The sequence below is a fragment of the Roseovarius sp. 10 genome, assembly GCF_033100315.1.
Lineage (GTDB): Bacteria > Pseudomonadota > Alphaproteobacteria > Rhodobacterales > Rhodobacteraceae > M30B80.
Genome location: NZ_JAWLVH010000001.1, coordinates 582,251 through 605,124, shown reverse-complemented (window position 1 = coordinate 605,124; position 22,874 = coordinate 582,251). Strand labels below are relative to the sequence as shown.

Annotated in this window: 22 protein-coding genes; 11 read left to right on the top strand and 11 right to left on the bottom strand. The window is 55.6% G+C overall.

Features of this window, described 5'->3' with window-relative positions; genetic code table 11:
• Positions 1–79: 79 nt before the first annotated feature.
• Positions 80–1,546 carry a methyl-accepting chemotaxis protein gene (locus tag RYZ18_RS03025; RefSeq protein WP_317654901.1) on the top strand — a complete coding sequence of 489 codons (1,467 nt, stop codon included), beginning with the start codon at positions 80–82 and terminating at the stop codon, positions 1,544–1,546.
• Positions 1,547–2,069: 523 nt separating this feature from the next.
• Here the strand turns inward: RYZ18_RS03025 and RYZ18_RS03020 are convergent.
• Genes RYZ18_RS03020 through RYZ18_RS02990 form a run of 7 tightly spaced genes read right to left on the bottom strand, consistent with a single transcriptional unit; the run spans position 2,070 to position 7,168 of the window.
• Positions 2,070–2,516, bottom strand: a complete 447-nt coding sequence (locus tag RYZ18_RS03020; RefSeq protein ID WP_317654900.1) for a hypothetical protein — start codon at positions 2,514–2,516, stop codon at positions 2,070–2,072.
• A 51-nt stretch (positions 2,517–2,567) separates the two neighbouring features.
• The gene (locus RYZ18_RS03015; protein WP_317654899.1) at positions 2,568–2,954 is read right to left on the bottom strand and encodes a response regulator; all 387 of its coding nucleotides are present in this window, start codon (positions 2,952–2,954) and stop codon (positions 2,568–2,570) included.
• Positions 2,955–2,956: 2 nt separating this feature from the next.
• Positions 2,957–3,865: a protein-glutamate O-methyltransferase CheR gene (locus tag RYZ18_RS03010; protein WP_317654897.1), complete on the bottom strand. Its 909-nt coding sequence runs from the start codon at positions 3,863–3,865 to the stop codon at positions 2,957–2,959.
• On the bottom strand, positions 3,862–4,335 hold the full coding sequence (locus tag RYZ18_RS03005; RefSeq protein ID WP_317654896.1) for a chemotaxis protein CheW: 474 nt from the start codon (positions 4,333–4,335) through the stop codon (positions 3,862–3,864). Before RYZ18_RS03005 ends, RYZ18_RS03010 begins: the two co-directional genes overlap by 4 nt.
• A 2-nt stretch (positions 4,336–4,337) precedes the next feature.
• Complete coding sequence (locus RYZ18_RS03000; protein WP_317654895.1) at positions 4,338–6,479, bottom strand: chemotaxis protein CheA; 2,142 nt, start codon at positions 6,477–6,479, stop codon at positions 4,338–4,340.
• A 24-nt stretch (positions 6,480–6,503) separates the two neighbouring features.
• Positions 6,504–6,872, bottom strand: coding sequence for a response regulator (locus tag RYZ18_RS02995; protein WP_317654894.1), 369 nt, complete (start codon positions 6,870–6,872; stop codon positions 6,504–6,506).
• Positions 6,869–7,168, bottom strand: a complete 300-nt coding sequence (locus tag RYZ18_RS02990; protein WP_317654893.1) for a hypothetical protein — start codon at positions 7,166–7,168, stop codon at positions 6,869–6,871. The genes RYZ18_RS02995 and RYZ18_RS02990 overlap by 4 nt, the downstream gene beginning before the upstream one ends.
• Before the next feature lie 226 nt (positions 7,169–7,394).
• Between RYZ18_RS02990 and RYZ18_RS02985 the strand changes: the two genes are divergently transcribed.
• The 3 genes from RYZ18_RS02985 to RYZ18_RS02975 all read left to right on the top strand — a co-directional run bounded on the left by RYZ18_RS02985 (position 7,395) and on the right by RYZ18_RS02975 (position 11,186).
• On the top strand, positions 7,395–8,366 hold the full coding sequence (locus tag RYZ18_RS02985) for a CheB methylesterase domain-containing protein (protein ID WP_317654892.1): 972 nt from the start codon (positions 7,395–7,397) through the stop codon (positions 8,364–8,366).
• Positions 8,363–8,911: a chemotaxis protein CheD gene (locus RYZ18_RS02980; RefSeq protein WP_317654891.1), complete on the top strand. Its 549-nt coding sequence runs from the start codon at positions 8,363–8,365 to the stop codon at positions 8,909–8,911. Before RYZ18_RS02985 ends, RYZ18_RS02980 begins: the two co-directional genes overlap by 4 nt.
• 136 nt (positions 8,912–9,047) lie before the next feature.
• The gene (locus RYZ18_RS02975; RefSeq protein WP_317654890.1) at positions 9,048–11,186 is read left to right on the top strand and encodes a methyl-accepting chemotaxis protein; all 2,139 of its coding nucleotides are present in this window, start codon (positions 9,048–9,050) and stop codon (positions 11,184–11,186) included.
• A gap of 71 nt (positions 11,187–11,257) precedes the next feature.
• Here RYZ18_RS02975 and msrA read toward each other — a convergent pair whose 3' ends face one another.
• The 3 genes from msrA to RYZ18_RS02960 all read right to left on the bottom strand — a co-directional run bounded on the left by msrA (position 11,258) and on the right by RYZ18_RS02960 (position 12,902).
• Entirely contained in the window at positions 11,258–11,758 is a 501-nt protein-coding gene (gene msrA / locus RYZ18_RS02970) for a peptide-methionine (S)-S-oxide reductase MsrA (protein ID WP_317654889.1), read from the bottom strand.
• 3 nt (positions 11,759–11,761) lie between these two features.
• Positions 11,762–12,205 (bottom strand): peptide-methionine (R)-S-oxide reductase MsrB, encoded by a 444-nt coding sequence (gene msrB / locus RYZ18_RS02965; RefSeq protein WP_317654888.1) that lies wholly within the window; start codon positions 12,203–12,205, stop codon positions 11,762–11,764.
• Between the two features lie 142 nt (positions 12,206–12,347).
• A complete protein-coding gene (locus tag RYZ18_RS02960; RefSeq protein WP_317654887.1) occupies positions 12,348–12,902 on the bottom strand; it encodes a YcbK family protein in 555 nt (184 codons plus the stop codon).
• A 423-nt stretch (positions 12,903–13,325) separates the two neighbouring features.
• Here RYZ18_RS02960 and RYZ18_RS02955 point away from each other — a divergent pair, with 423 nt between their 5' ends.
• The 4 genes from RYZ18_RS02955 (at position 13,326) to RYZ18_RS02940 (ending at position 17,697) form a co-directional block, all read left to right on the top strand.
• Complete coding sequence (locus RYZ18_RS02955) at positions 13,326–15,032, top strand: murein L,D-transpeptidase (protein ID WP_317654886.1); 1,707 nt, start codon at positions 13,326–13,328, stop codon at positions 15,030–15,032.
• Positions 15,033–15,098: 66 nt separating this feature from the next.
• Positions 15,099–16,190 carry a UDP-3-O-(3-hydroxymyristoyl)glucosamine N-acyltransferase gene (locus tag RYZ18_RS02950; protein ID WP_317654885.1) on the top strand — a complete coding sequence of 364 codons (1,092 nt, stop codon included), beginning with the start codon at positions 15,099–15,101 and terminating at the stop codon, positions 16,188–16,190.
• 32 nt (positions 16,191–16,222) lie between these two features.
• Positions 16,223–16,489 (top strand): acyl carrier protein, encoded by a 267-nt coding sequence (locus RYZ18_RS02945; RefSeq protein ID WP_317654883.1) that lies wholly within the window; start codon positions 16,223–16,225, stop codon positions 16,487–16,489.
• Complete coding sequence (locus RYZ18_RS02940; protein ID WP_317654882.1) at positions 16,486–17,697, top strand: beta-ketoacyl-[acyl-carrier-protein] synthase family protein; 1,212 nt, start codon at positions 16,486–16,488, stop codon at positions 17,695–17,697. The genes RYZ18_RS02945 and RYZ18_RS02940 overlap by 4 nt, the downstream gene beginning before the upstream one ends.
• A gap of 22 nt (positions 17,698–17,719) precedes the next feature.
• Here the strand turns inward: RYZ18_RS02940 and RYZ18_RS02935 are convergent, their stop codons facing one another.
• On the bottom strand, positions 17,720–18,232 hold the full coding sequence (locus tag RYZ18_RS02935; protein WP_317654881.1) for an invasion associated locus B family protein: 513 nt from the start codon (positions 18,230–18,232) through the stop codon (positions 17,720–17,722).
• 480 nt (positions 18,233–18,712) lie between these two features.
• On the opposite strand from RYZ18_RS02935, the gene RYZ18_RS02930 reads away from it, so the two are divergent.
• The 3 genes from RYZ18_RS02930 to RYZ18_RS02920 all read left to right on the top strand — a co-directional run bounded on the left by RYZ18_RS02930 (position 18,713) and on the right by RYZ18_RS02920 (position 22,862).
• On the top strand, positions 18,713–20,257 hold the full coding sequence (locus RYZ18_RS02930; protein ID WP_317654880.1) for a helicase HerA-like domain-containing protein: 1,545 nt from the start codon (positions 18,713–18,715) through the stop codon (positions 20,255–20,257).
• A 152-nt stretch (positions 20,258–20,409) separates the two neighbouring features.
• Positions 20,410–22,389 carry a heme lyase CcmF/NrfE family subunit gene (locus tag RYZ18_RS02925; RefSeq protein ID WP_317654879.1) on the top strand — a complete coding sequence of 660 codons (1,980 nt, stop codon included), beginning with the start codon at positions 20,410–20,412 and terminating at the stop codon, positions 22,387–22,389.
• Positions 22,389–22,862 (top strand): cytochrome c-type biogenesis protein, encoded by a 474-nt coding sequence (locus tag RYZ18_RS02920; RefSeq protein WP_411567087.1) that lies wholly within the window; start codon positions 22,389–22,391, stop codon positions 22,860–22,862. Before RYZ18_RS02925 ends, RYZ18_RS02920 begins: the two co-directional genes overlap by 1 nt.
• Positions 22,863–22,874 lie beyond the last annotated feature (12 nt).

Sequence of the window (22,874 nt, the reverse complement as noted above, 5' to 3'; positions counted from 1 at the left end):
TTATGCTTTCTGCTCCACAGACAGCGCGTGGGTTGGCTGTGTTGCACGCCCCTTACACACGCTGTTTTTGGAGTGCGCGATGAATCGTCCGCTGAATGCGAAAGCCCTTATTAATGGTGATGATGCGGTATTCGGCTCGCCCGTTGAACAACAGACGCGCCAAGCTGCGAATTTGGGCGGCGTGATTCAAGATGTGGCGGATCGGGTTGGGGTCTTATCGGTCACATTGGCCGAGGTGTCTGGCGATGTGCAGGATGTAACGGCGCTGTATAAAAGCAAGACCAAAGGCTTTCAACAATTGCGCACGGGCGTCCATTCCATGGCTGAACGCGGGCGGCAGGTTGTTCATGCCGCGGGCGAGGCGTTGGATACGGCGGCCAATGCGCGTGCGCGGGTGGACGAAACATCGCACAGGTTAAAACAGGTGATGCAAGATGTGTCTGCGCTGACCGCCCATGTGAATGATATTTCGGCCCAATTGTCGCGCGTGTCTCATAGTATGGTTGAGGTGACAAAAATTTCGGCCCATGTGTCTGAATTGGCGCGTCAGACGAACCTTTTGTCTTTGAATGCGGCGATTGAGGCCGCCCGTGCTGGGGAACATGGGCGCGGGTTTAAGGTGGTGGCAGGCGAGGTGAAGGAGCTGTCAAATCAAGCAGGTAATGCCACTGCGGAAATTAGCAAAACCATGGATGCGCTTGGCGCGCAGATGAATGCCGCAATCGCGCAGGCGGGGGCGGCTACGAAATTGGCCGACCAAATCCGCAACAGCACCGATATGGTCGGCGCCGATGTCGAGGTTTTGCCCAAGGTTTTGACAGTCGTGCATCAGGTGCAAACCGATATTGTGGGCGCGGCGCGTGCCATCGGGGATGATTTGAACCATGCAGAGACCGAAATTGACCAGATGACCAAGGCGGTTGAAACGGCGTCCGTTTCTCTTGCCTCTGCCTCGGATAAATTGACCGCCCTGACCGATACGTCAGAGCAGATGATCTCACTGACCGCGCGGCTTGGGGTTGACACAGTTGACACAGCTTACATCCGCGCGGTGCAGCAGGTGTCCCGACAAGTGGCCGAGCGGTTTAGAGACGCAGTTGAGGCGGGGCAGATTTTGCTAAACGACCTCTTTGACGAGGTCTATGTGCCGATCGAAGGCACAGATCCGCAACAACATATAACGCGCTTTACCGCCTTTACCGATGAGGTTTTGCCGCCACTGCAAGAGCCCGTATTGAAATTTTCAGACAAGGTCGTGTTTTGTGCGGCCATTGACAGGAATGGGTATATCCCAACCCATAATGTGAAATTCAGTCATCCGCATCGCCCAAATGAGGCCGATTGGAATGCGCGCCACGGGCGTAATCGGCGGATCTTTAATGATCGCGTGGGGTTGAATGCGGGGCAAAATCAACAACCCTTCCTCTTGCAGGCCTATCGCCGTGATATGGGCAATGGGGAATTTGCGATGATGAAAGATGTCTCTGCCCCGATTGATATCTTTGGCAGGCATTGGGGTGCAGTGCGTTTGGCATATCTGGTTTAGCGCAAGGCCGCGGCCTCCAAAATATTCCGCCGTTCAATTGGTCAAATCATGGGGCCCTCCATAGCGATCGCTGGTGCCTTGGTTGCGCCCTGCGGAGGGTGTTGCCGAATGCCCAAGGGCCTGTGGCCGACCCTGTTGGCAAGGATAGGCGCCCATTCCGTGCGAAGGTTCAACCTTTCTTCCGAAGTCAAGCTTCCCCGCGAGATGCGCAGAAAACCGCGGTTCTTCTCGTCATCGGTTCATGATTGGGGGGCCAAAAGGTCAACACGCACCGATACTCGATACTGGGTTGCGCCTATACACACGGCGTTGCGCAAGGGGCGCGCGACCTTCCTCCTGCGGCCTTTGCCAAAATGAACTTGACCATGCGAGCGAGATTTTTTCTGGGGTTTCGCCCGCAAATTTTGGCCCCGCGGGGGGATCTCAGGCGCAGGGGTGTCAAAATAGACATCCCGCGATTGCGGTTCACCCATGTGGATCAAACAGGGCAAGGTCCTACTGCATCGCGTTCTCGGATCGCTTTTCACCCATTCTGCGCGATGCGGCTGCGCTGTGCGCCCAAGAGAAGCCTTGCAACGGTTTGGCCGTCCTCAATCGGCTGCCGTAAATCTCCAGCACGATCAGAGGAAATGTCGCAAAGACCCTGGCTGTATATTTGCGCCCCTTCTAAAAGTTGGCACAACAGATCTAGCTTCTGCAAAGCTGCAAGATGGGTTGTGCTAAAATGCTTGGTCATTTCGGGGCTGCTGCCAATGGCCTGATCGAGATCTCTTGCTATCTCGGCGCATAGAGAAATTTCGGCGTAAAGCCGTTGCATACAAATCTCAAAAGGGCGGGCGCCGTGGCCTTCGCTGTCCGAGATGTCATGCGGCCCGTCATCCAATAACTGATATTCGTTCAATTCAATGTGCCAAAGGTCAAGATCTGTTTCGGCACAGTCTGGCACAGTCTGCGGCTGGCTGTCAGGCATTGTGATCCCGTCTTATTGTGGCAAGTTTCAAACTGCGAGCGGATCAACGCCTCACAGGGGGCCAAAAACAGATTCAATCGAGTGTGCAAAAGCATCGCGCGTAAAGGGTTTTTTCAGGTAATTATTCATTCCCAAAGCCCGACCTCGGTCGATCAAAGCCTGATCGATGCGGCCTGAGATTAATATAAAACCAATGCGCTGCGTGGCAGGGTTGGCGCGCAAATTCTGGAGCAGCGTCAAACCATCCATTTCAGGCATATTGTAGTCCGAAATCACAAGATGCACGGGCTGTGCCTGCAAACGGCGCAGCGCGCTGCGACCATCAGGTTCATAGACGACATTTTCAATGCCAATCCAATCAAGCGCCTGATCAATTAAGCCACGGCTGACGGACATATCGTCAACAACCATGACATGTAGTTGCTTCTTTAGGCTCATATTCAGGCTCCTTGTTGCATTTTTAGGGCCATGGGGGCGCTGTATGTGGTGTCACCCTGTGCCTCTGCGCTACGGCGATAGCTGGTGGTGCCGTTTAGGTTAAAATGCGCTAACGCCTGCGTATCGAGACGTTCTGAATGGCCTGTGAACAGCCAACCCCCAGGTGCTACGATTTTCGCAAAGCGTTGCCATAGCTCTGTGCGGGTGGCTTCATCAAAATAGATCACGACATTGCGGCAAAAAATAACATCGAACGGGCCGCGCATTGGCCAAGGGCCATGTAAGTTCAGTGGTTCAAAGGCAATCAGATGACGCGGCTCCGCGCGGATATTCAACCACGGCTCGCCTTGATGATGTTCTTCTTGGAAATACCGAGATATTTGGTCTGCGCTGAGGCCCTTTGTCAGCCCCGCGCGATATCGGCCTGCACGCGCCTTGTCGATGGCATAGGTGTCAATATCCGTTGCGAGGATTTTGATGTCATATCGGGCCGCATCAGGCAAAAGATCAAGCAGAGTGATGGCGATGGAATAGGCCTCTTCGCCAGTGGAACACCCCGCTGACCAAATCCGCAGGCGCGCATCTTGTGATTTCGCCCGCGCAATCAGAGGTGGCAGAATATCGCGGGCAAGCTGTTTGAAATGATGCCCTTCGCGAAAAAACGAGGTGACATTCGTGGTCATGGCCGCGACAAATTCGCGGCGCTCTTGGCCCGTTTCATCTTGCTCTAACGCCAGCAAATAGCGATCAAAATCCGTCAGGCCCAGATGGCGCAAACGGCGATTGAGGCGCGAGACCATCAAGCTCGATTTTGAGGATGAAATGACAATACCGCTTTCGCGATAGAGCATGTCGCGCAGCCCTTCAAAGGCCACGCTTGACAAGGTGGGGTCACAATCGGGTTGGGTCATCTGGCGATGGATTTCGCATCTGGCAGGATGCGCGTCAGATCAAGCTTGCGCAGCAATCGGTTATCATCAAGTGTGACCAAGCCTGTTATAAAGGCTTTTGCCTCTTCAGCGGCGACATCGGGCATGGGTTTGATCGCCTCGGGAGGAACGGGCAGAATATCGGCAACATGATCCGCCAAAAGACCCACGGTTTGATTTTCCACCTGGGCGATAATGATGACGTTGCGCGGGTCTTCTTGGGTGGTCCCCAGTCCTAATCGAGCGGCCAGATCAATCACCGCAACCACAGCACCGCGCAAATTGATCACCCCTTTCACATAGGGCTGCGCATGGGGCAAGAATGTGGTTTCTGACCAGCTGCGAATTTCGCGCACCATCCCGATATCAATGCAGAAATCCTGATCAGCGACCCGAAAGGCGACCATGTCTTGGCGCGTGTCAGACGCAGTGCGCAGGGTATTGTCGAGCATGTTCAAGCCTCCAAAGCAATGGGAAGTGGTCCTGCACCTGCGGCATGGACAATTTCGTCAGGGTCAAGGATCAGCGCAATCCTACCATTTCCAAGGATTGTAGCTGCGGAAATGCCAGGAATTTCACCGTAGTTTTCTTCGAGACTTTTGATCACCACTTGGCGTGTATCGTGGATGCGGTCGACCAAAAGTGCTGCGCGATTGAACTTATCCGTTTCAACAATGATCAAAATTCGATCCGTTATATTTTGCAGCGGCGCGCGCAGGTTTAAGGAGTGCCCCGCATCGACCAAGGGCACCAAGTCACCGCGATTTTGCACCACGCGGGTATGGGTGCCCGTGCTGTGAATTTTGACCGTATGGGGTTGGATCGTCTCAACAATTGCATTGATTGGAATGACCACGGTCTGGCCTTCGACCTCGACCAACATGCCCTGCAACACCGCTAATGTGAGCGGGAGAGATATGGTAAATGACGTCCCGATCCCATTAGTGGATTGTATGATGACCCGCCCGCCAAGCGAGGTGATTTCACGGCGCACGACATCTAGGCCAACCCCACGACCAGAGAGAGCGGAAATCTCGTCTTTTGAGGAAAACCCAGGTAAGAACAGAAGGTTGTCGATCTCGGTCTGACTGAGCTGCGCGTCAGGTGAGATCAGGTTTTTGCTCTCAGCAATTTTGCGGACTTTTTCGCGGTTTATGCCCGCACCATCATCGCTGACCTCAATCACGATCCGACCTGATCGATGTGCGGCGGTGAGGCGAATTTCGCCTTCCTCATCCTTGCCCGCAGCGCGGCGCTGCGCGCTTGGTTCTAGGCCGTGGTCAATCGAATTGCGTAACATATGGGTGAGCGGATCAACCAATTTTTCGATGATGGTTTTATCAACCTCTGTCTCTTCCCCCTCGGTCACGAGGCGCACAGGTTTTTGCGTGGCATCACTGGCCTCGCGGATCACGCGATGCATCCGCTCGAACACCGATTTCAGGGGCTGCGCACGGATCGCCATGACACTTTCTTGGATTTCAGACGCTAATTGTCTAACCCCATCAAGCCCTTTGTGAATGTCCGAATTTTGCGGCAGCCCCGCCATATCAATGGTTTGTTCAAGCATCGCTTCCTTGATCACCAATTCCCCAATGAGGTTGATCAACCGATCAACGCGGTCGAGATTGACACGAATGGTCGCCACCGTTTTCGATTGGTTGGCGGTGCCCATCCCTTGCGCGGGTTGGGGCGGCTGTTTCTGACTGAGGGCGGGGGGCGCATCTTGGCCCTCTGCAAGTTTTTTGGGGGGAAATGCGTCTGTCGGCTCAGGGGGCGCTTGAATTGTTTCAGAGGTCGCCATGGATTGATCATCAACTCTGCGGATGGCGATATCGGCCAAATCTTCGACAAATTCGAAGATCCCGCTGATTTCTTGATCACTGGCATCGCTGGTGAGGGTGATGTCCCATGACAGACCCGCAGATCCGATATCAGCATCCGTGAGATTTGGTAGCTCAGCATGGGTTAGGGTGACATCGATTTGGCCCAAATCGGCCAAGGCGCGCATGAAGAGTGCAGGGTCATGGCCCGCGCGATAGAGGCTAGCATGCGGTGCAAACCGAATGATCCGCTGAATAAGGGCGGGGTTTTTGTCACTTATGGCGTCTCGCGGATTTTTTGTGTCGGGCAGCGCAAGCCCTGTGAGGGCATCGAGGGACAAGGTGAGGGGGGTAAAGTCAGGGATGACCTCTGCTGCCATCTCTGCATCGGCGGGCAGGGCCGCATCCATGGCGGCAAGAATTTTCGGATCACTTTCCAGGATTGGATCAATAGCGCCTTTCGCAGCATTCACATGGTCGCTGAGGTGGTCGCCCGCCCGATGCAAAAGACCCATCAAATCGGGATCAGGGGCCAAACGGCCCGCGCGGATATGATCCAAGAGCGTCTCAAACCTGTGTGCGAATTCCACCAATTGGGAGAGATCAAATGCACCAGCGCCCCCTTTAATCGAATGCACGGCCCGAAAGACGGAATGAATGGCCTCGCCGCCATCCGAATGTGCCTCCATCTCGCGCAGGCCTTCGGCCATGGCTTCGAGTAATTCGTCACATTCTTGAAAATACAGCTCTTTTAAATCGGCAAGACTGGCCATCTTCACCCTCCTTCGCGCCGCGCCTTATGCGCCGATCGTGCGACCGATAATGGCGCGCAGCTTTTCTTCATCGAAAGGTTTGACGATCCATCCCGTGGCCCCCGAGGCGCGCGCGCGCGCCTTAAGTTCGGCCCCGCTTTCCGTGGTCAGAACAAGGATCGGGATACAGGCGTAATCCGCAGTCGCACGCACAGCCTCAATCACGCCGAAACCATCCATCCGTGGCATATTAATATCTGTAATCACCAAATGCGGGTCGGCTTGGGGTAGGATCTCCATCCCGGCTACGCCATCTTCTGCGAAATGCATGTCATAGCCATGCGGCTCAAGCGCCGCGCCGATCAAATGGCGCATTGTGCGCGAATCGTCTATCGCCAGAATACGCAGGCTCATGCGGCCTCTCCTGTGAAAATTGCCGATGGGGTGGTTCCAAGCAGGGCTAAATGTGTAGGCCATTCCGTGCCGCGCCAAAGAAAGGGCAGGGTCTGCTTGCGCCAAGCCTCGCCTGCGATTAGCACGACCTCAAGCGCGGCGGCCCCCAAGAATTGCAGGCCATGCGCCTCGATGATGACGGGGTTTGTTTGGCTTTGCAGCAATGCATCGCGCAGCTGGGTCGCCGCGCGTGTGTCGACCCGCGCGGGCAGCGCGATCACCCGCCGGCCCTGTTCATCAAGTATTTCTAAATCCATTCTTAAATCCCTGTCTTGCATCCGCGTCACGGCACAGGAGTAGGGCAGGATATTTAACGAAGCGTTGCCAAGCTGCGGAAAAAGCCCGTGCAAACTGAGCTAATTTTTCATCATTTCGCTAATTGAACTGGGGGAGGAGAAGGCCAATTTAAATCTTGCGTTAAGGGCTGCTGCCTATGGTCGCGTTCATAGGTTTTTGGCCCATAGGGGCGTTGGGGTTCGGCCGATGTCGCATATCAAATTGCTGGTTATAGACAGTCGCGCGCCGCGGCGACACATCTTGGTTGAGGCGCTTGGCACAGTGCCCTCTGCGCGTCTGTTGGGGCAGGGGGCGGATCTCAGCGATGGCCATGTTCTGGCCGAAGATCACATGCCTGATGTTATTCTTCTGTCATCGGAATTGGCGGCCTTGCCTGAGTTTGAGATGTTTTTTGCCATGATCCGAATGATCGGGGCACAATGTTTGATCTATGGCTCCCAATCCGATTTTGGCGATTTGCCCGCGCTTTGTTTGCCCCTGAATTCACAGGCCGATGCGCTGAGCATCGCGCAACGGTTTGCCGCGCGCCCAAGCCCTCAGGATGTGGGAACCTTTCGCCCTGACCCGCAGGCAATCGTGGTGATTGGTGCGTCAACGGGTGGGGTTGAGGCGCTTGATCATATTATGTCCGATTATCCCACAACCTGCCCCCCAACTGTGATTGTGCAGCATATTCGCGGGGCTTTTTCCTATAGTCTTGTGTCGCGATTGGATCGGATCGCCCGCGCGTCTGTGCGTGCCGCGGAAGAGGGGGCGTTGCTTCGTGCGGGCACGGTCTATGTGGTTTGTGGCAATGAGCACCACGCCCGCCTTGTCGGGCGCGGCGTGCCTTACATCAGTTTGCAAGGGGATCTGCCCGTCCATGGCCACAGGCCATCGGTCGATGTTCTTTTCACCTCCGCAGCGGAGTATGGGGCGCGTGTGACGGGGGTGATATTAACAGGGATGGGCCATGATGGGGCCGCGGGTTTGATGGAAATTCGCCGTGCAGGCGGCAACACAATCGGGCAAGATGCCCAATCAAGCCGCGTATATGGTATGCCACGGGTGGCGGCTGAACGCGGCGCCGTGCAACATCAAGTGCCGCTATCCGACATCGCGGCAAAAATTCGTGACCTAACGGCTGCGACCCTTCAGGGCGAAAGGGTCAAGGCATGAATATCTCTGCGCGTGATGGACATGCCGCCTTGCCCGCGCGCGTCATCCATGTGGTTCAAGGCGAATTTGCCGTTTCAAAAGACGCAGATGTGGTGATGTCCACTGTGCTTGGATCTTGTGTTGCGGCCTGTCTCTTTGATCCGCTGCGTGGGATTGGCGGGATCAATCATTTTTTACTGCCAAATGCGCGGGGCGATCATTCTGACATCCGCTTTGCGGCCGCCGCGATGGAGCAATTGCTCAATGCCCTGCTGAAAAAAGGGGCGTTGAAATCTGATATTCGCGCCAAGCTGTTTGGCGGTGCAAAAATGATCAAAACACTGCCCGATATCGGCCGCAATAACGGGCTAGCTGCATTTGAATTTCTTCGAAACGAGGAAATCCCCTGTTTGGCTGAATCCTTAGGCGGAACACGGGCCAGACGTTTGCGCTTTTTCCCAAATACGGGTCGGGCCCAGATCAAATTCTTGGGCGATGATGTGCCCGATCCAGTGGTTCATGCCGCCCTGCCTGAGCCACGGGCAGGTGAGGCTGAACTTTTCTAAGCGGTGTATACGGAATTTTATCACTTAGGGACGTAGCACAGCTGAAAGTGAGTGGCGTGACCGCAGCTAGATCACGCAAGCGCATTAAGGCCTTCACATGGCCAATTTGATACACCGCGGAAGGAGTTGATGTTCCATGGTTCGTTCTGAAATTTTCCATCGGGTCTGGGGGCAACGCCCTTTGCGGTTTAAAATGCTCGCCATGATCCTGGCATTGTTGACAGCAAGCACTGTTGCCATTTCTGCGATGCTCATCGAAAGCATGCGCCAAAATATGGTCGAAAATATCGAGGAGACGCTGTCGAAATCAGGCCGTGTCGCCGCTGAGTTCATGGCCATTTACGCGGTCGATTTCGAGGTTGAAAAAGATGCGTCCGATACGATTACACAGGTGAATTGGGGGCAGGTGCCCGATACATTCTCATTCAGTGTGATCGATCAAATTGGGGTTCTGACCCGCGGGTATGTCACGCTATTTGTATGGGATGAAGGGCAGGGCGAATTCGTGCGTCGTGCGACCAATATTACCCGCGCCGATGGCACCCGTGCAATTGGAACAGTTTTGGGAAATACGGGTGCCGTTCATCAAGAGATTATCGCGCGGCAAGCCTTTCATGGCCGGGCCGATATTTTGGGGCTGCCTTATTTCACCCATTATTATCCAATTATTGACAGTTCGGACCAGGTTGCAGGCATTTTATTCGTTGGGCAAAGCTGGGCCCCTTTTCAGGCGAATATTCAGGCAAAAATTTCCTATGTCATCGCGGCTGCACTTGGGATTTTTGCAATATTCGCCTGTGCGATTTATGTCGCCATCGGTCAACTTCTGCGTCCGCTTGAGCAGCTAGCCCAAGACATCACCACAATATCCGAAGGCGACTTGTCGTTAAAAATTGCGATGCAGGATCGGCAAGATCCGATTGGCGATATCGCGCGGGCCTTGGTCAAGTTCCGCAACAAGTTGCGTGATACGCGCCTTCTTGAGGAGCAGCAAAACCAACTGCAAGCAAAAATAGATCAAGACCGCATTGAACAAGGCGAGGTTATGGCGGTTTTAAGCGAAGGGTTAAAGCATCTTGCCGATGGTAATTTGACCCATCGTATTCACAGCAGTGCAGAAAAACCTTTCCCCCCTGATTACGAGCCTTTGCGCGTCAGCTTTAACGGTGTGGTAGATCGTTTGTCTGAGGCAGTGCAAAGCATCCGTGCGGTGGCAACGGCCGTGCGTGGCGGGTCAGAGGAAATCACCAAGGCGAGCGAGGATTTGTCGGGCCGCTCTGAAACGCAAGCGGCCACTTTGGAACAATCATCTGCAGCATTAAACCAGTTGACCGAAAGTGTGCGCAGCACCTCCGAGCGCGCAGAGCGCGCCAAGGAGGCCAGCCGCGCCAATCGTGAACGCGCCGAGCACGGCGCCTCGGTCATGCGCGAGGCGATGGATGCCATGGCGCGCATCGAAGAAAGCTCTGGTCAAATTACGCGGATCATCGCCGTGATCGAGGATATTGCTTTTCAAACCAACCTTCTTGCGTTGAACGCAGGCGTTGAAGCCGCCCGCGCGGGCGAGGCAGGGCGCGGGTTCACGGTTGTGGCCTCCGAAGTGCGGCTTTTGGCGCAACGCGCCTCCGAATCTGCCCGCGAAATTCGCAATCTGATTTCCGAAAGCACCGCGCAAGTCGCGAACGGGTCTGATCTCGTAAAACGCTCGGGCGGCACATTGGATGAAATCCTACAAACTGCACAGGAGGCCTCAAGCCTCGCCAGTGAGATTGCATCTGCGGCGCATGAACAGGCCATAGGCCTAGAGGAGGTGACGACAGGTGTGAATACCCTTGATCAAGTCACACAACAAAACGCCGCTGTCGCGGAGGAGGCAAATGCCGCAGCGGCAACTTTGCTGGCCCGCGCGGAGGATTTGATCACGGCGCTTAATGGTTTTCATTTAACTGGGCAGGGGGATGCCGCGGTGAAGGGTCAAGCAAAGGCCAAGCCCCGCACGGATATGGCGGCAAAAGACGGGCATCACGCCCTGCCTTATGGCGCGCGCGCAGAAAAATTAGGCTCGGCAAAAGATCAAAAATCGCAAGATTGGGGTGAGGCTGCCCGCGCGGCATTGCTCAATGGATCAGATGTTATGGCCGACCCTGCCCCCCCTCAGATGCAGGATCATGGGACGAAGCAGGCGCCAGAAAAGCCCGAGATCATCCCCACACCGCAACGCCCGTATCTGCAACGTGAGGCCAGCACGGGCGGTGTTGTTTGGGAAGATTTTTAAAATTGATGAAACCGCAGAACGCAAAAATGGGCCAGCGATTTGGCCCATTTTTTGATCTAATCGGTTGTCATTTAGGCGCGCTTTGGCAGCACCCAATCAGGGCGCGGGAAATGACAGGTATACCCATTGGGAAGGCGCTCAAGATAATCTTGATGTTCAGGTTCTGCCTCCCAAAACGGGCCCACAGGCGCTACCTCAGTCACAACCTTTCCAGGCCAAAGCCCCGATGCGTTGACATCTGCGATAACCTCTAACGCGGTTTCGCGTTGCGCTTCATCGACATAAAAAATCGCAGACCGATAGGACATCCCAATATCATTTCCCTGACGGTTCAATGTGGTGGGATCATGAATTTGAAAGAAAAACGCCAACAGATCACGATAGGTTAGGCGCTCGGGATCAAAGAAAATTTCAATCGCCTCGGCATGGGTGCCATGGTTGCGATAGGTAGCATTTTGAACATCGCCCCCCGAATAGCCAACACGGGTTGCACACACCCCATCCATGCGGCGGATCAATTGTTGCATGCCCCAAAAGCATCCACCCGCTAAAACCGCCCGTTCTTGCGCCATTGTTCACGCCTCCAACATCATCAGATACTCGCCATACCCTTCGGCCTGCATATCTGCTTCGGGAATGAAACGTAAAGCGGCCGAATTGATACAATAGCGCAAGCCCCCGCGATCCCGTGGCCCATCGGGAAAAACATGGCCCAAATGGCTGTCGCCATATTTCGAGCGCACCTCAACGCGCACCATCCCATGGCTGAGGTCGCGCTTTTCGACCACCATTTCATCGCTGATGGGCTTTGTGAATGAGGGCCAACCACAGCCAGAATGAAATTTGTCATTAGACAAAAACAGCGGCTCGCCAGATACGATATCTACATAAATCCCGCGCGCCTCTAAATCGGTATAGGCCCCCGTAAAGGGGCGCTCGGTGCCATTTTCTTGGGTAATGTGGTATTGCTCGGGCGTCAGTGCCGCGATGGCCTGCAGCGTCTTTTGATATTTTGTCATTAGGAACGGCTCACTCCTTATGGGGTTTGAGCCATAATGTGGGGGCGGCGCGAAAATTATCCAGTGAAAATGGCAAGCCACACAAAGACGTTACGCCGAAATAAGCGCACTTTATGCCGAATTGAGGCGAATAATGGCTGACTTACCCGCCCCAATGGCGGACATCGCCGCAATCCATATGCACAAAGTTCGAGCGCGAATACCGCCCAACCCCACCTGCGGCGCAGCTTTCAGCCGCGCGCGCAATTTGACTGACATTGCGGGAGGTGAGGCGCAAATCAGCCGCCTCGCCAACCATATGGAGTGAGTTGCGAGCAACACCTGACGAGCGTTGACGCAGCATCGCGTTGGTTGCAGGCGAGCGATAGCCAGACAACAACAGATAAGGTTCGTTTGTATCCAACAGATTATGAGAGGCTGCCATGATGTCCAAGGTGCGCGGGTCAATCGCATGCACCTCATTTTGGCGCCAGTCGCGCATGAAGTAGCTGATTTCTTCAATTGCGGGGCGAATATAGTCGCCATCAATCCAGTAAATCATATCCAGCGTTTCGCCCGTGCGGCCATTATGCATGCGCAATTTGCGAAAATCGCCTGCGCCGCGCAAAATCCCAAAGGCGTTAGCAGATACAGGTGCCGCCGCGATCGTTGTCGCAGCAAATGCCCGCAATAAGCCCCGACGGCTAATCAATTTCATTCCAGTCCCCATGCTTCTGCCCTGATTACCACTACACTTGCTACGGGTGCCTCTGTCCCTGAGCTGGACGGATCCAGCGTGAATGGCAGCGGGCGGTTTTTTATTCGCACGTTACGTCACGAAATATGACACAGTTGAAATGATTGTGAAAGCATTGATTAACCTTTTGGCGGAAAGGGTCTTTCGATTCGGCGGAAATTTGCCAATCGGTGTAATGCACTGTTTTTGCGTAAAAATTCACCTGCCTCTGCGCGGGTTTGGCCTCGTGGCGGCCATCAGACCCTCGTAAAGGGTAAAAAACATCTGTTGCAACGCTGCATAGGCGTGACGCCTGAGCGATCGTGCGCCCGCGATTGAACATGGACGGCGCGCGCCTTCTTCCCCATATTTGGCATAGGGGTTCGTTTGAAAATAGGTATTATCGTGCGTGTTGAAAGAACTGGTTTTTGGGTTGAGTTGGTGACTGGCGCGGGCTTAGGCCTGATCATCGCGGGCGCTGCTGTGGCGCAAAGCCTGCCTGCCACGGTGGTTACCTCTCCGCCATCATCGGCGCAGTTCTGGCAGGATGTCGCCGCGCGCCAGGCGGTGGCGGCCCGCTTTGCAAGCCATCCTGAGGTATTCGACTTTTATGCCGCACGCGACTTTGCGCCAATTTGGACGGGCGAGGGGCCTGAATTTGAGCTGCGCCGCGCTGCGCTGCTCGCGGCCCTCGAGGCATCTGGCGATCACGGCCTGCCGCGCGCGAGTTATGACATTGCAGGTTTACGCGCGGGCTTTGCAACTGGGGCAGATATTGCAACCGAGTTGCGCGCGGCTTTGACCTATCTGGACTATGCGCAAGATATCAGCGCAGGGGTGTTAGAGCCTGCGACTTTGGCCGAAGACATTCATAAAACCACCCCGCGCCAAAGCAGTGAGGCCCTGCTGTCAGGTTTTGCATCGGCTGATAATCCATTGATATATTTGTCAAATTTGACACCGAAGCACCCGCAATATGCCCGTCTTCAGCGCGCAATGTTTGATTTGGCGCGCGTGGTTGAAGCGGGCGGATGGGGCGCGCCTGTGGTGGCGGAAAGACTGGAATTGGGCGACCAAGGGCCCGCTGTCGCGGCCTTGATCGCGCGGTTGCAAGCGATGGGATATCTCGCCGAAGAGCCCAGTTCTGCATCCGTAACCCTATCAACCGCGAATGATGCGCAAACGGCCACCGAAGCGCCTGCGCCAGCCCTGTTTGATGATAGGCTGGTCGGGGCGGTGATGCGCTTTCAAGCGGATAACGGGTTAACCCAAGATGGAATTGTTGGCGCCAATACATTGGCCGCGATCAATGTGGATGCCGAAACGCGCCTTAAAGATGTGATCTTGGCCATGGAGCGGCAACGTTGGATGAATTTTGACCGCGGTGAGCGCCATGTCTTGGTCAATATCCCTGACTTCCATGCGACTGTGGTGGATCAAGATGTCGTGACCTTCTCAACCCGTTCGGTTGTAGGGCACCCCGATCCACGCCGTCACACGCCCGAATTCTCGGACGTCATGGAATATATGGTCATTAACCCCAGTTGGACGGTGCCCCGTTCAATCACCACACGCGAATATCTGCCGCAATTGCAAGAAGACCCCACAGCGCAAAGTCAGTTGGAATTGTGGAGTGGGGGGCAAGTTGTCGATCGCGCGCAGGTGGATTTCACCCAATACACGGCGAGCACCTTCCCTTATACGTTGCGCCAAGCCCCCTCGACCAGCAATGCTTTGGGGTTGGTGAAATTCATGTTCCCCAATCCGTGGAACATTTACCTGCATGACACACCTGCAAAAAACCTCTTCGCGCGCGAAACGCGGGCCTATAGCCATGGCTGCGTGCGGCTGCAGGATCCGTTTGATTTCGCCTATCATCTTTTGGCCCCTCAAGTGGACAATCCCGAAGCCTATTTCGCGCGTATCCTTGCAACGGGTCGCGAAACAACGGTGCAGCTTGAAACGCCGATCCCCGTGCATTTGGTCTATTGGACATCCTTTGTGGATCCCGATGGGCGACTGCAGCATCGCGCCGATATTTACGGGCGCAATGCCGATTTGTGGCAGGCCCTTGAGGCGGCGGGGGTTTCCGTTGCGGCAATCTCAAGTTAAAGGCTCAAGGTAAAGGCAAAGGGTGGCCCCGTGGTTGGGCCATAGCAAGAATAAGGCGCATCCCACATGGCTGGCAGCAGCATTGAGCATATCGCCAAAGAATTGGGCGCAAAAGCCGAAGGCGCGGTTGGATTAGTCGTCTCGCGCCTGTCCGAGCCCGCCATGGCCGCCGCTGATCATCTGGCCTTGGCGATGTCAGAAAAATATTTGCCCGATTTGGCCAAAGGACAGGCCAAGGCCGCGATTGTGGCCGAGGGCACGGATTGGAAGGCGCTTGGATTAGAGGCTGCGATTTTAATCGCCCGCCCGCGCTATGCGATGGCGGGTGTCACGGCTCTCATGGATCAAGGGCCACATATTGTGGCCGGAATTCACCCCAGCGCGGTGATTGACCCAAGCGCCCAAATTGGCGCGGATGCCGCCATCGGGCCTTTCGTGGTCATCGGGGCGGGCGCCATCATTGGGCCGCGCGCCCGCATCGCCCCGCATGTCAGCATTGCCGAAGCCGCGGAAATTGGTGCCGATGCGTTGATCCATGCGGGTGTGCGCATCGCGCATCATGTGCAAATTGGGGATCGTGTGATCATTCAACCCAATGCGGTGATTGGGGGGGATGGGTTCTCTTTCGTCACCCCAGAAAAATCCCAAGTCGAAATTGCCCGCCAATCCTTGGGGAAATCAGACGCGGCGCAGACCCCGCAATCTTGGGCGCGCATTCACTCCTTGGGTCGTGTCGTCATCGGGGATGATGTCGAAATTGGCGCAGGCGCTGCGATTGACCGCGGCACAGTGGCCAATACGGAAATCGGATCAGGCACAAAGATCGATAATTTGGTTCATATCGGCCACAATTGCCGCATTGGTCGCGATTGCCTGCTCTGCGGGCAGGTCGGGTTTGCGGGATCTTGTAGCGTGGGCGATCGCGTGGTTTTGGGCGGACAGTGCGGTGTCTCCGATAATATCGAGATCGGCTCTGATGTGGTCGCCGCAGGGGCCACCAAGATTTATTCTAGCCTTCCATCGGGCAGAATGGTGATGGGCAGCCCGGCTGTCAAAATGGAGACACATATCGAGATGTATAAGGCGCTAAGGCGATTGCCGCGTCTTGCAAAAACTGTGGCGGCGCTTGAGAAGAAACTGACCAATCCGAAAGGCTAGGCCTTTGGATATGCTGATGGAGGCAAGGTTTTATGTCTGGAGATATTTCTGAGCGGATCATCAAGATCATTGCAGAACAAGCGGTGCTTGAGACAAGCGATGTCTCGCCTGAAAAAACACTCGAAGATTTGGGGGTCGACTCGTTAGGGTTGGTCGAAGCCATCTTTGCCATCGAAGAAGAATTCGACATTCAGGTGCCGTTCAACGCCAATGAGCCTGACAAAAGTGATTTTGATATCTCATCGGTTGCGGCCATTGTGGCGGCAGTCGAAAAACTCGTGGCCGAGCAGCACGGATGAGACGTGTTGTTATCACGGGGCAGGGCACAATCAATGCATTAGGGCATGATGTGCCGACCACTTTGGCGGCGATGCGCGAAGGCAAATGTGGGATAGGCCCGCTTGATTTGCGCGATGTGGATCGGCTGTCCGTCAAAATTGGGGCGCAAGTGACGGGCTATGATCCAGAGGCGCTGTTCAACCGCCAGCAAATTGCGCTCTATGACCGCTTTACGCAATTCACCTTAATCGCTGCGCATCAAGCCTTGGATCATTCTGGCCTTGTTTTTGGGGGCGAGGCGGCCACGCGGGCGGGCGTGGTTCTGGGCACGGCAGGGGGCGGTGTTAATACATGGGACGAGAATTACCGCACTGTCTATGAAGAGGGGAAAAATCGCGTTCACCCCTTTGTTGTTCCCAAGCTGATGAACAATGCCGCAGCCAGCCATGTGTCGATGGAATGGAACCTTAAGGGGCCATCCTTTTCGGTGGCCACCGCCTGCGCCTCGTCAAACCATGCGATGGGTTTGGCCTTTCAATTGATCCGCGGCGGGGCCTGTGACGTGATGGTCACGGGCGGGTCTGAGGCGATGCTCTCCTTTGGTGGGGTGAAAGCTTGGGAAGGGTTGCGGGTCATGTCCAAAGATGCCTGTCGTCCTTTTTCGGCCAACCGCAATGGGATGGTGCAGGGCGAAGGGGCCGCGGTGTTTGTGTTCGAAGAATATGATCACGCCAAACGGCGTGGCGCCGAGATTTTGGCCGAAGTGGTGGGGTTTGCCATGACATCGGACGCGGCGGATATCGTCATGCCGTCCAAACAAGGGGCAGGTCGGGCGATTTCAGGCGCGCTCAAGGATGCGCGGCTGAACCCTGAGGATATTTGCTATATCAATGCGCATGGCACGGGCACGGCGGCCAATGACAAGGTGGAATGCGCGGCTGTTGCCGATGTATTTGGCCATCACGCCGATGATCTGATGATATCCTCCACCAAATCGATGCACGGGCATTTAATCGGCGGCACAGGCGCGGTCGAGCTGTTGGCCTGTATCATGGCGCTGCGCGATGGGGTGATTGCGCCCACCATCGGCTATGAGGAGCCCGACCCTGAATGCGCCCTTGATGTTGTCCCCAATGAGGCACGAGAGGCCAAGGTTGATGCGGTTCTCTCCAACGCCTTTGCCTTTGGCGGGTTAAACGCAGTTTTGGCATTAAAAGCAGCGCCCTAAGCGGGGCGCTGCTCCTGATGGTTTATTCAGGTTGAAGGCTGGCAAAGGCTGCGGTGAACCCGTCAAAAGACAGGGTTAGGGCAACCTCTGCATCGGGCGCTGCAATTGGCACGATGGTGACAGCTGCCGCCGTGGCCCCTTCGAAGGCGTCAATATTGTCTTGCGTCAGACCAATTTGCACCACGCATCCACCGGGTTGGCAGAAATTGAACGGTAGGCGGTTTTCATCGAATTCATCGACCTTGAACCGAACACCTGGCAAAAGCAGCGTATCAAGCGGGGTTGCGATGCTGATCGCGCCCACCGTATCGCCGCCGTCAATGACATCGGCAATACTGACCTCGGCCACGTTATTGCCATCCGTATCTTGCAGCACCTGCGAAATCAGACAGGTTTGTGCCTCGCCTTCGCCGCTGCAAATTTTCGTCCATGCGCCAAAGGTTTCAGTGTCTTGCGCGATGGCCTGTGGGGCCACGCCCCCGCAAAGCGCCAGAGCCAGAACCGTGTGCAAAAGGTGACGTGAAAATCGGGTCATAATATCCTCATATGTCATATGACCCCTGCGCTAACATAGCATGGCACCATTGTCAGCGGGTGCAGCGCGATATGATCTAAATTCTTGGCCGGCGGGGCAGAATTGCCATGTTTTCCATGTGGCGCGTCCCCAACAAAAAAGAGCCTCAAAACGAGGCTCTTTTTTGATCAGTCTTTGCGACTGATTTATCGCTCCCTGTCGGACTGGCCCACTTATTGATGCGAACGCTATGTCAGGATTTTCATTCCGTCAACAGGGGTTTTTTATGAAGCTGCGATTTTTTACTGCGGGCCGATGGGGCACAAAAAAGCCGCGCCAGCAGAGATGCGTGGCGCGGCCAGTCCACAGGGAGAACAATGACGCCAACACCCAAGAGGAGGATACAAAACACACAAGCATCAGCATCACTGCAAATCATACTGGCACAAAAGCATTAAGAATGTATTGTTTGGGCAGGGTTACGAAATTTTGGGGTTACTTATGTCGGATGAGGCCATTTTTATAGGTGGCGGCGGGGCGAATTATGCCACGGCGCAGCAGTTACTTTTGAAATACGCCAATCGCCACGGGCTGATTGCGGGCGCAACGGGAACGGGAAAAACCGTCACCCTTCAAATCATGGCCGAGGCCTTTTCCGCGCAAGGCGTGCCTGTGTTTCTCTCTGATGTGAAGGGGGATCTGTCGGGTCTGGCCGAGGCGGGCAGCGCCGGGTTCAAATTGCATGATGCCTTCATGTCGCGCGCGCAGAAAATCGGTCTTGCGCCCTATGATTATCGCGCTTTTCCCGTCAGCTTTTGGGATATTTTCGGCGAAAAGGGCCATCCTATCCGTGCCACGGTGACCGAGATGGGGCCTGTCCTTCTGTCGCGTCTGTTGGAATTGACCGAGGCGCAAGAGGGGGCGTTGACCATTGCCTTTCGCCTTGCGGATGAAGAAGGAATGGATCTTCTTGATCTCAAGGATTTGCAGGCCCTGTTGGTTTTCGCGGGCGAAAATGCAGATCAATTGCAATTGCGATACGGCAATATCGCGGCCGCCTCTATCGGGGCGATCCAGCGCCGTCTATTGGTGTTAGAGGATCAGGGCGGGGCAGGTTTCTTTGGGGAACCTGCATTGGAATTGGCAGATTTAATGCGCTGCGATGCGGATGGCCGTGGGGTGATCAATATCTTAGCGGCGGATCGTCTGATGATGTCACCGCGCCTTTATGCAACCGCGCTTTTGTGGCTGTTATCAGAACTTTTTGAAACGCTGCCCGAGGTGGGGGATCCAGATAAGCCAAAATTGGTGTTTTTCTTTGATGAGGCCCATCTTCTGTTCAATGACGCGCCAAAGGCCTTGGTTGAAAAGGTCGAACAGGTCGCCCGCTTGATCCGATCAAAGGGGGTGGGGGTGTATTTCGTCACTCAAAACCCCGCCGATGTGCCCGATGAGATTCTCGGCCAACTGGGCAATCGGGTGCAGCACGCATTGCGGGCCTTTACCGCCAAAGACCAAAAAGACCTGCGTCAGGCGGCGGACACCTATCGCCCGAACCCGAATTTCGACACCGCCGAAGCCATCCGCGAGGTGGGGGTGGGGGAGGCTGTGGTGTCCTTCCTTGAGGCAAAAGGCGCACCAAGCGTGGTTGAACGCTGTTTGATCCGCCCGCCATCGTCCAAATTGGGGCCAATGAATGAGGCGGCGCGGCAGGCGATGGTGAAATCCGCGCCTCTGCAGGGCAAATATGGCCCTCCACTCGATCGTGAAAGCGCCTATGAGATCCTACAGGCCCGCGCGGCAAAGGCCGCAGCCGAGGCAGAAGCCGCCGCTGCACGCGAAGTCCAAGAGGTGGCCGAGGCAGAAGCCGCGCGCGAGTTTACCGCAGCGCGCCGTTATACTGCGGGGGGCAGCCCCAAGCCAAAAGCATCCTCGCGTGGCGATAGTGTTGGCACAGCCTTTGCCAAAAGTTTCGCCCGTCAAATGGGCACAAGGGCAGGGCGCGCCGTAATGCGCGGTGTCTTGGGGGCACTCACAGGGCGCTAAGATGTCCGTTGGTAGATCACGGCGCTGTGAGCAGGGGTGCGGCTCTTTCGCGCTAACCCCTTGGATGCGGGTGGCTTTGTCGTTACTCTTCGCCACGAAGGGACGGCAAAATCTAGATCATGCGGGTCGTGCTGTGATGAAGGAGGGCAGAGATGATCGTTGAATTTGGCCATTTTGCTTTGGTTTTGGCCTTTGCCGTGGCTGTGTTCCAAATGATTGTGCCGATGATTGGCGCACATAAAAATTGGAGCGCGTGGATGGCGGTTGCCAGCCCTGCGGCCAGCTTGCAATTCGCGCTTGTGGCGATTTCCTTTGCCGCGCTGACCTATGCCTTTGTAACCTCTGATTTCTCGCTGAATTTGGTTGTTGCCAATTCCCATACCGACAAGCCGCTGCTGTATAAAATCAGCGGTGTCTGGGGCAATCACGAAGGCTCGCTTCTTCTATGGGTTTTGATTTTGGCGCTATTTGGGGCCTCAGCCGCGTGGTTTGGTGCAAACCTGCCGCCGCGCCTGCGTGCGCGCGTCTTAGCCGTGCAATCTTCGGTGGGGGTTGCGTTTTACGCCTTTATTTTGTTCACATCGAACCCGTTTTTGCGGCTCGAATTGCCGCCCTTTAATGGCCAAGATTTGAACCCGCTTCTGCAAGATCCTGGTCTCGCCTTCCACCCGCCGTTTTTATACTTGGGGTATGTTGGCCTTAGTATGGCGTTCTCTTTTGCTGTGGCGGCCTTGATCGAAGGGCGCGTTGATGCAGCATGGGCCAGATGGGTGCGCCCATGGACATTGGCGGCATGGGTGTTCCTGACCATCGGGATCGGACTTGGGTCTTGGTGGGCCTATTACGAGCTTGGATGGGGCGGGTTCTGGTTCTGGGATCCAGTTGAAAACGCCTCTTTCATGCCGTGGTTGATTGCGGCGGCGCTGTTGCATTCGGCAATTGTGGTCGAAAAACGCGAGGCGCTGAAAAGCTGGACAATTCTCTTGGCGATTTTGGCCTTTGGTTTCTCGCTCATCGGCACATTTATCGTGCGCTCGGGCATCATCACATCGGTTCACGCCTTTGCGAATGATCCAGAGCGCGGGATGTTCATCCTGCTAATCTTGGCCGTTTTCATGGGCGGGGCCTTTACGCTCTATGCTTTCCGTGCTGGCGCGATGGAGGCTAAGGGCGTGTTCTCAACTGTGAGCCGCGAAAGCGGTTTGGTCTTGAATAACCTTCTTTTGGCGGTGTCATCGTTTGTTGTGTTCATCGGCACAATCTGGCCCTTGGTGGCAGAGATGTTCTGGGGCCGCACCGTTTCGGTAGGGCCACCTTTCTTTAATGCGGCCTTTACGCCCTTTGCCTTTGCCATTGCGGTGGCCTTGCCCATTGGGGCGGTGTTGCCGTGGAAACGCGCGCAGCTTGGCCGTGCCATGCGCCTGATGAGTGGTGTTGCCCTTTTGACCATCGCGCTTTTGGGTTTGTTTTATGCGCTTGGAACGGGGCGTTCCTTGGCGGGGTTGATTACCCTTGCGCTTGGGGTTTGGCTGGTCGCAGGGGCCGCCGTTGATCTGTGGCAGCGCACAGGGCAGGGGCGTGAGATTGCCGCGAAATTTGGCCGCCTGACCCGCCTGCCGCGCGCCGATTGGGGCAAGGCCGTGGCCCATGCAGGGCTAGGCATCACCTTTATTGGTGTGGGGGCCTTGGTGACCTATCAAATCGAAGATATCCGCGTGGCACAAATCGGCGAAGAATTCGATGTGGGCGCCTATCATTTGACAGTGCGCGATGTGCGCGAGGTGCAAGGGCCAAATTACATCTCAACCATGGCCTTTGTCGAAGTCGCCAAAGACGGGCGTATCGTGGATGTTTTGACCCCTGAAAAGCGGATATATCCCGTGGCGGGCATGCCCACCACGGAGGCAGGGATCGACAGTGGCTTTACCCGTGATGTTTATGTGGCGCTTGGCGATCCCCAGTTGGATGGGGGGTGGGCCGTGCGCACATGGATCAAACCCTTTGCAAATTGGATTTGGGGGGGCGCAATCATCATGGCGCTTGGCGGGGCGCTTAGCCTGACCGATCGGCGTTATCGTGTCGCGGCAGGGGCCGCGCGGGATCGCGCCGCTGTTGGGGTGCCTGCGGAATGATGCGGGCCTTCGCAAAAGCCGCGCTTGCCGCAGTATGGTTGATCTCAACCCCCGCGCTTGCGGTGCAGCCTGATGAGGTTTTGCCTGATCCTGCCCTCGAGGCGCGGGCGCGTGAGATTTCAGCAGATTTGCGCTGCGTGGTGTGTCGCAATGAATCGATTGACGAAAGCAACGCCACAGTCGCCCGCGATCTGCGCATTTTCGTGCGCGAGCGGATCATGATGGGCGATAGCAACGAGCAGGTCATCGCAGAAGTGGTGGATCGGTATGGTGAATATGTGCTGATGCGTCCGCCGATGTCGGGTAGCAATCTGGCGCTTTGGCTCGCGGGGCCTGCCTTGCTTTTGTTGGGCTTTGGTGTGGCCTTTGCCTTTATCCGCACGCGAGCGCGCAGCACGAACCCCACCGAAGCAGAGCTCACCCCAGAAGAGCAGGCCGCGCTTGCGCGTATTCTTGGCGACAAGCAAAGTTGAGCCTTCCAAACC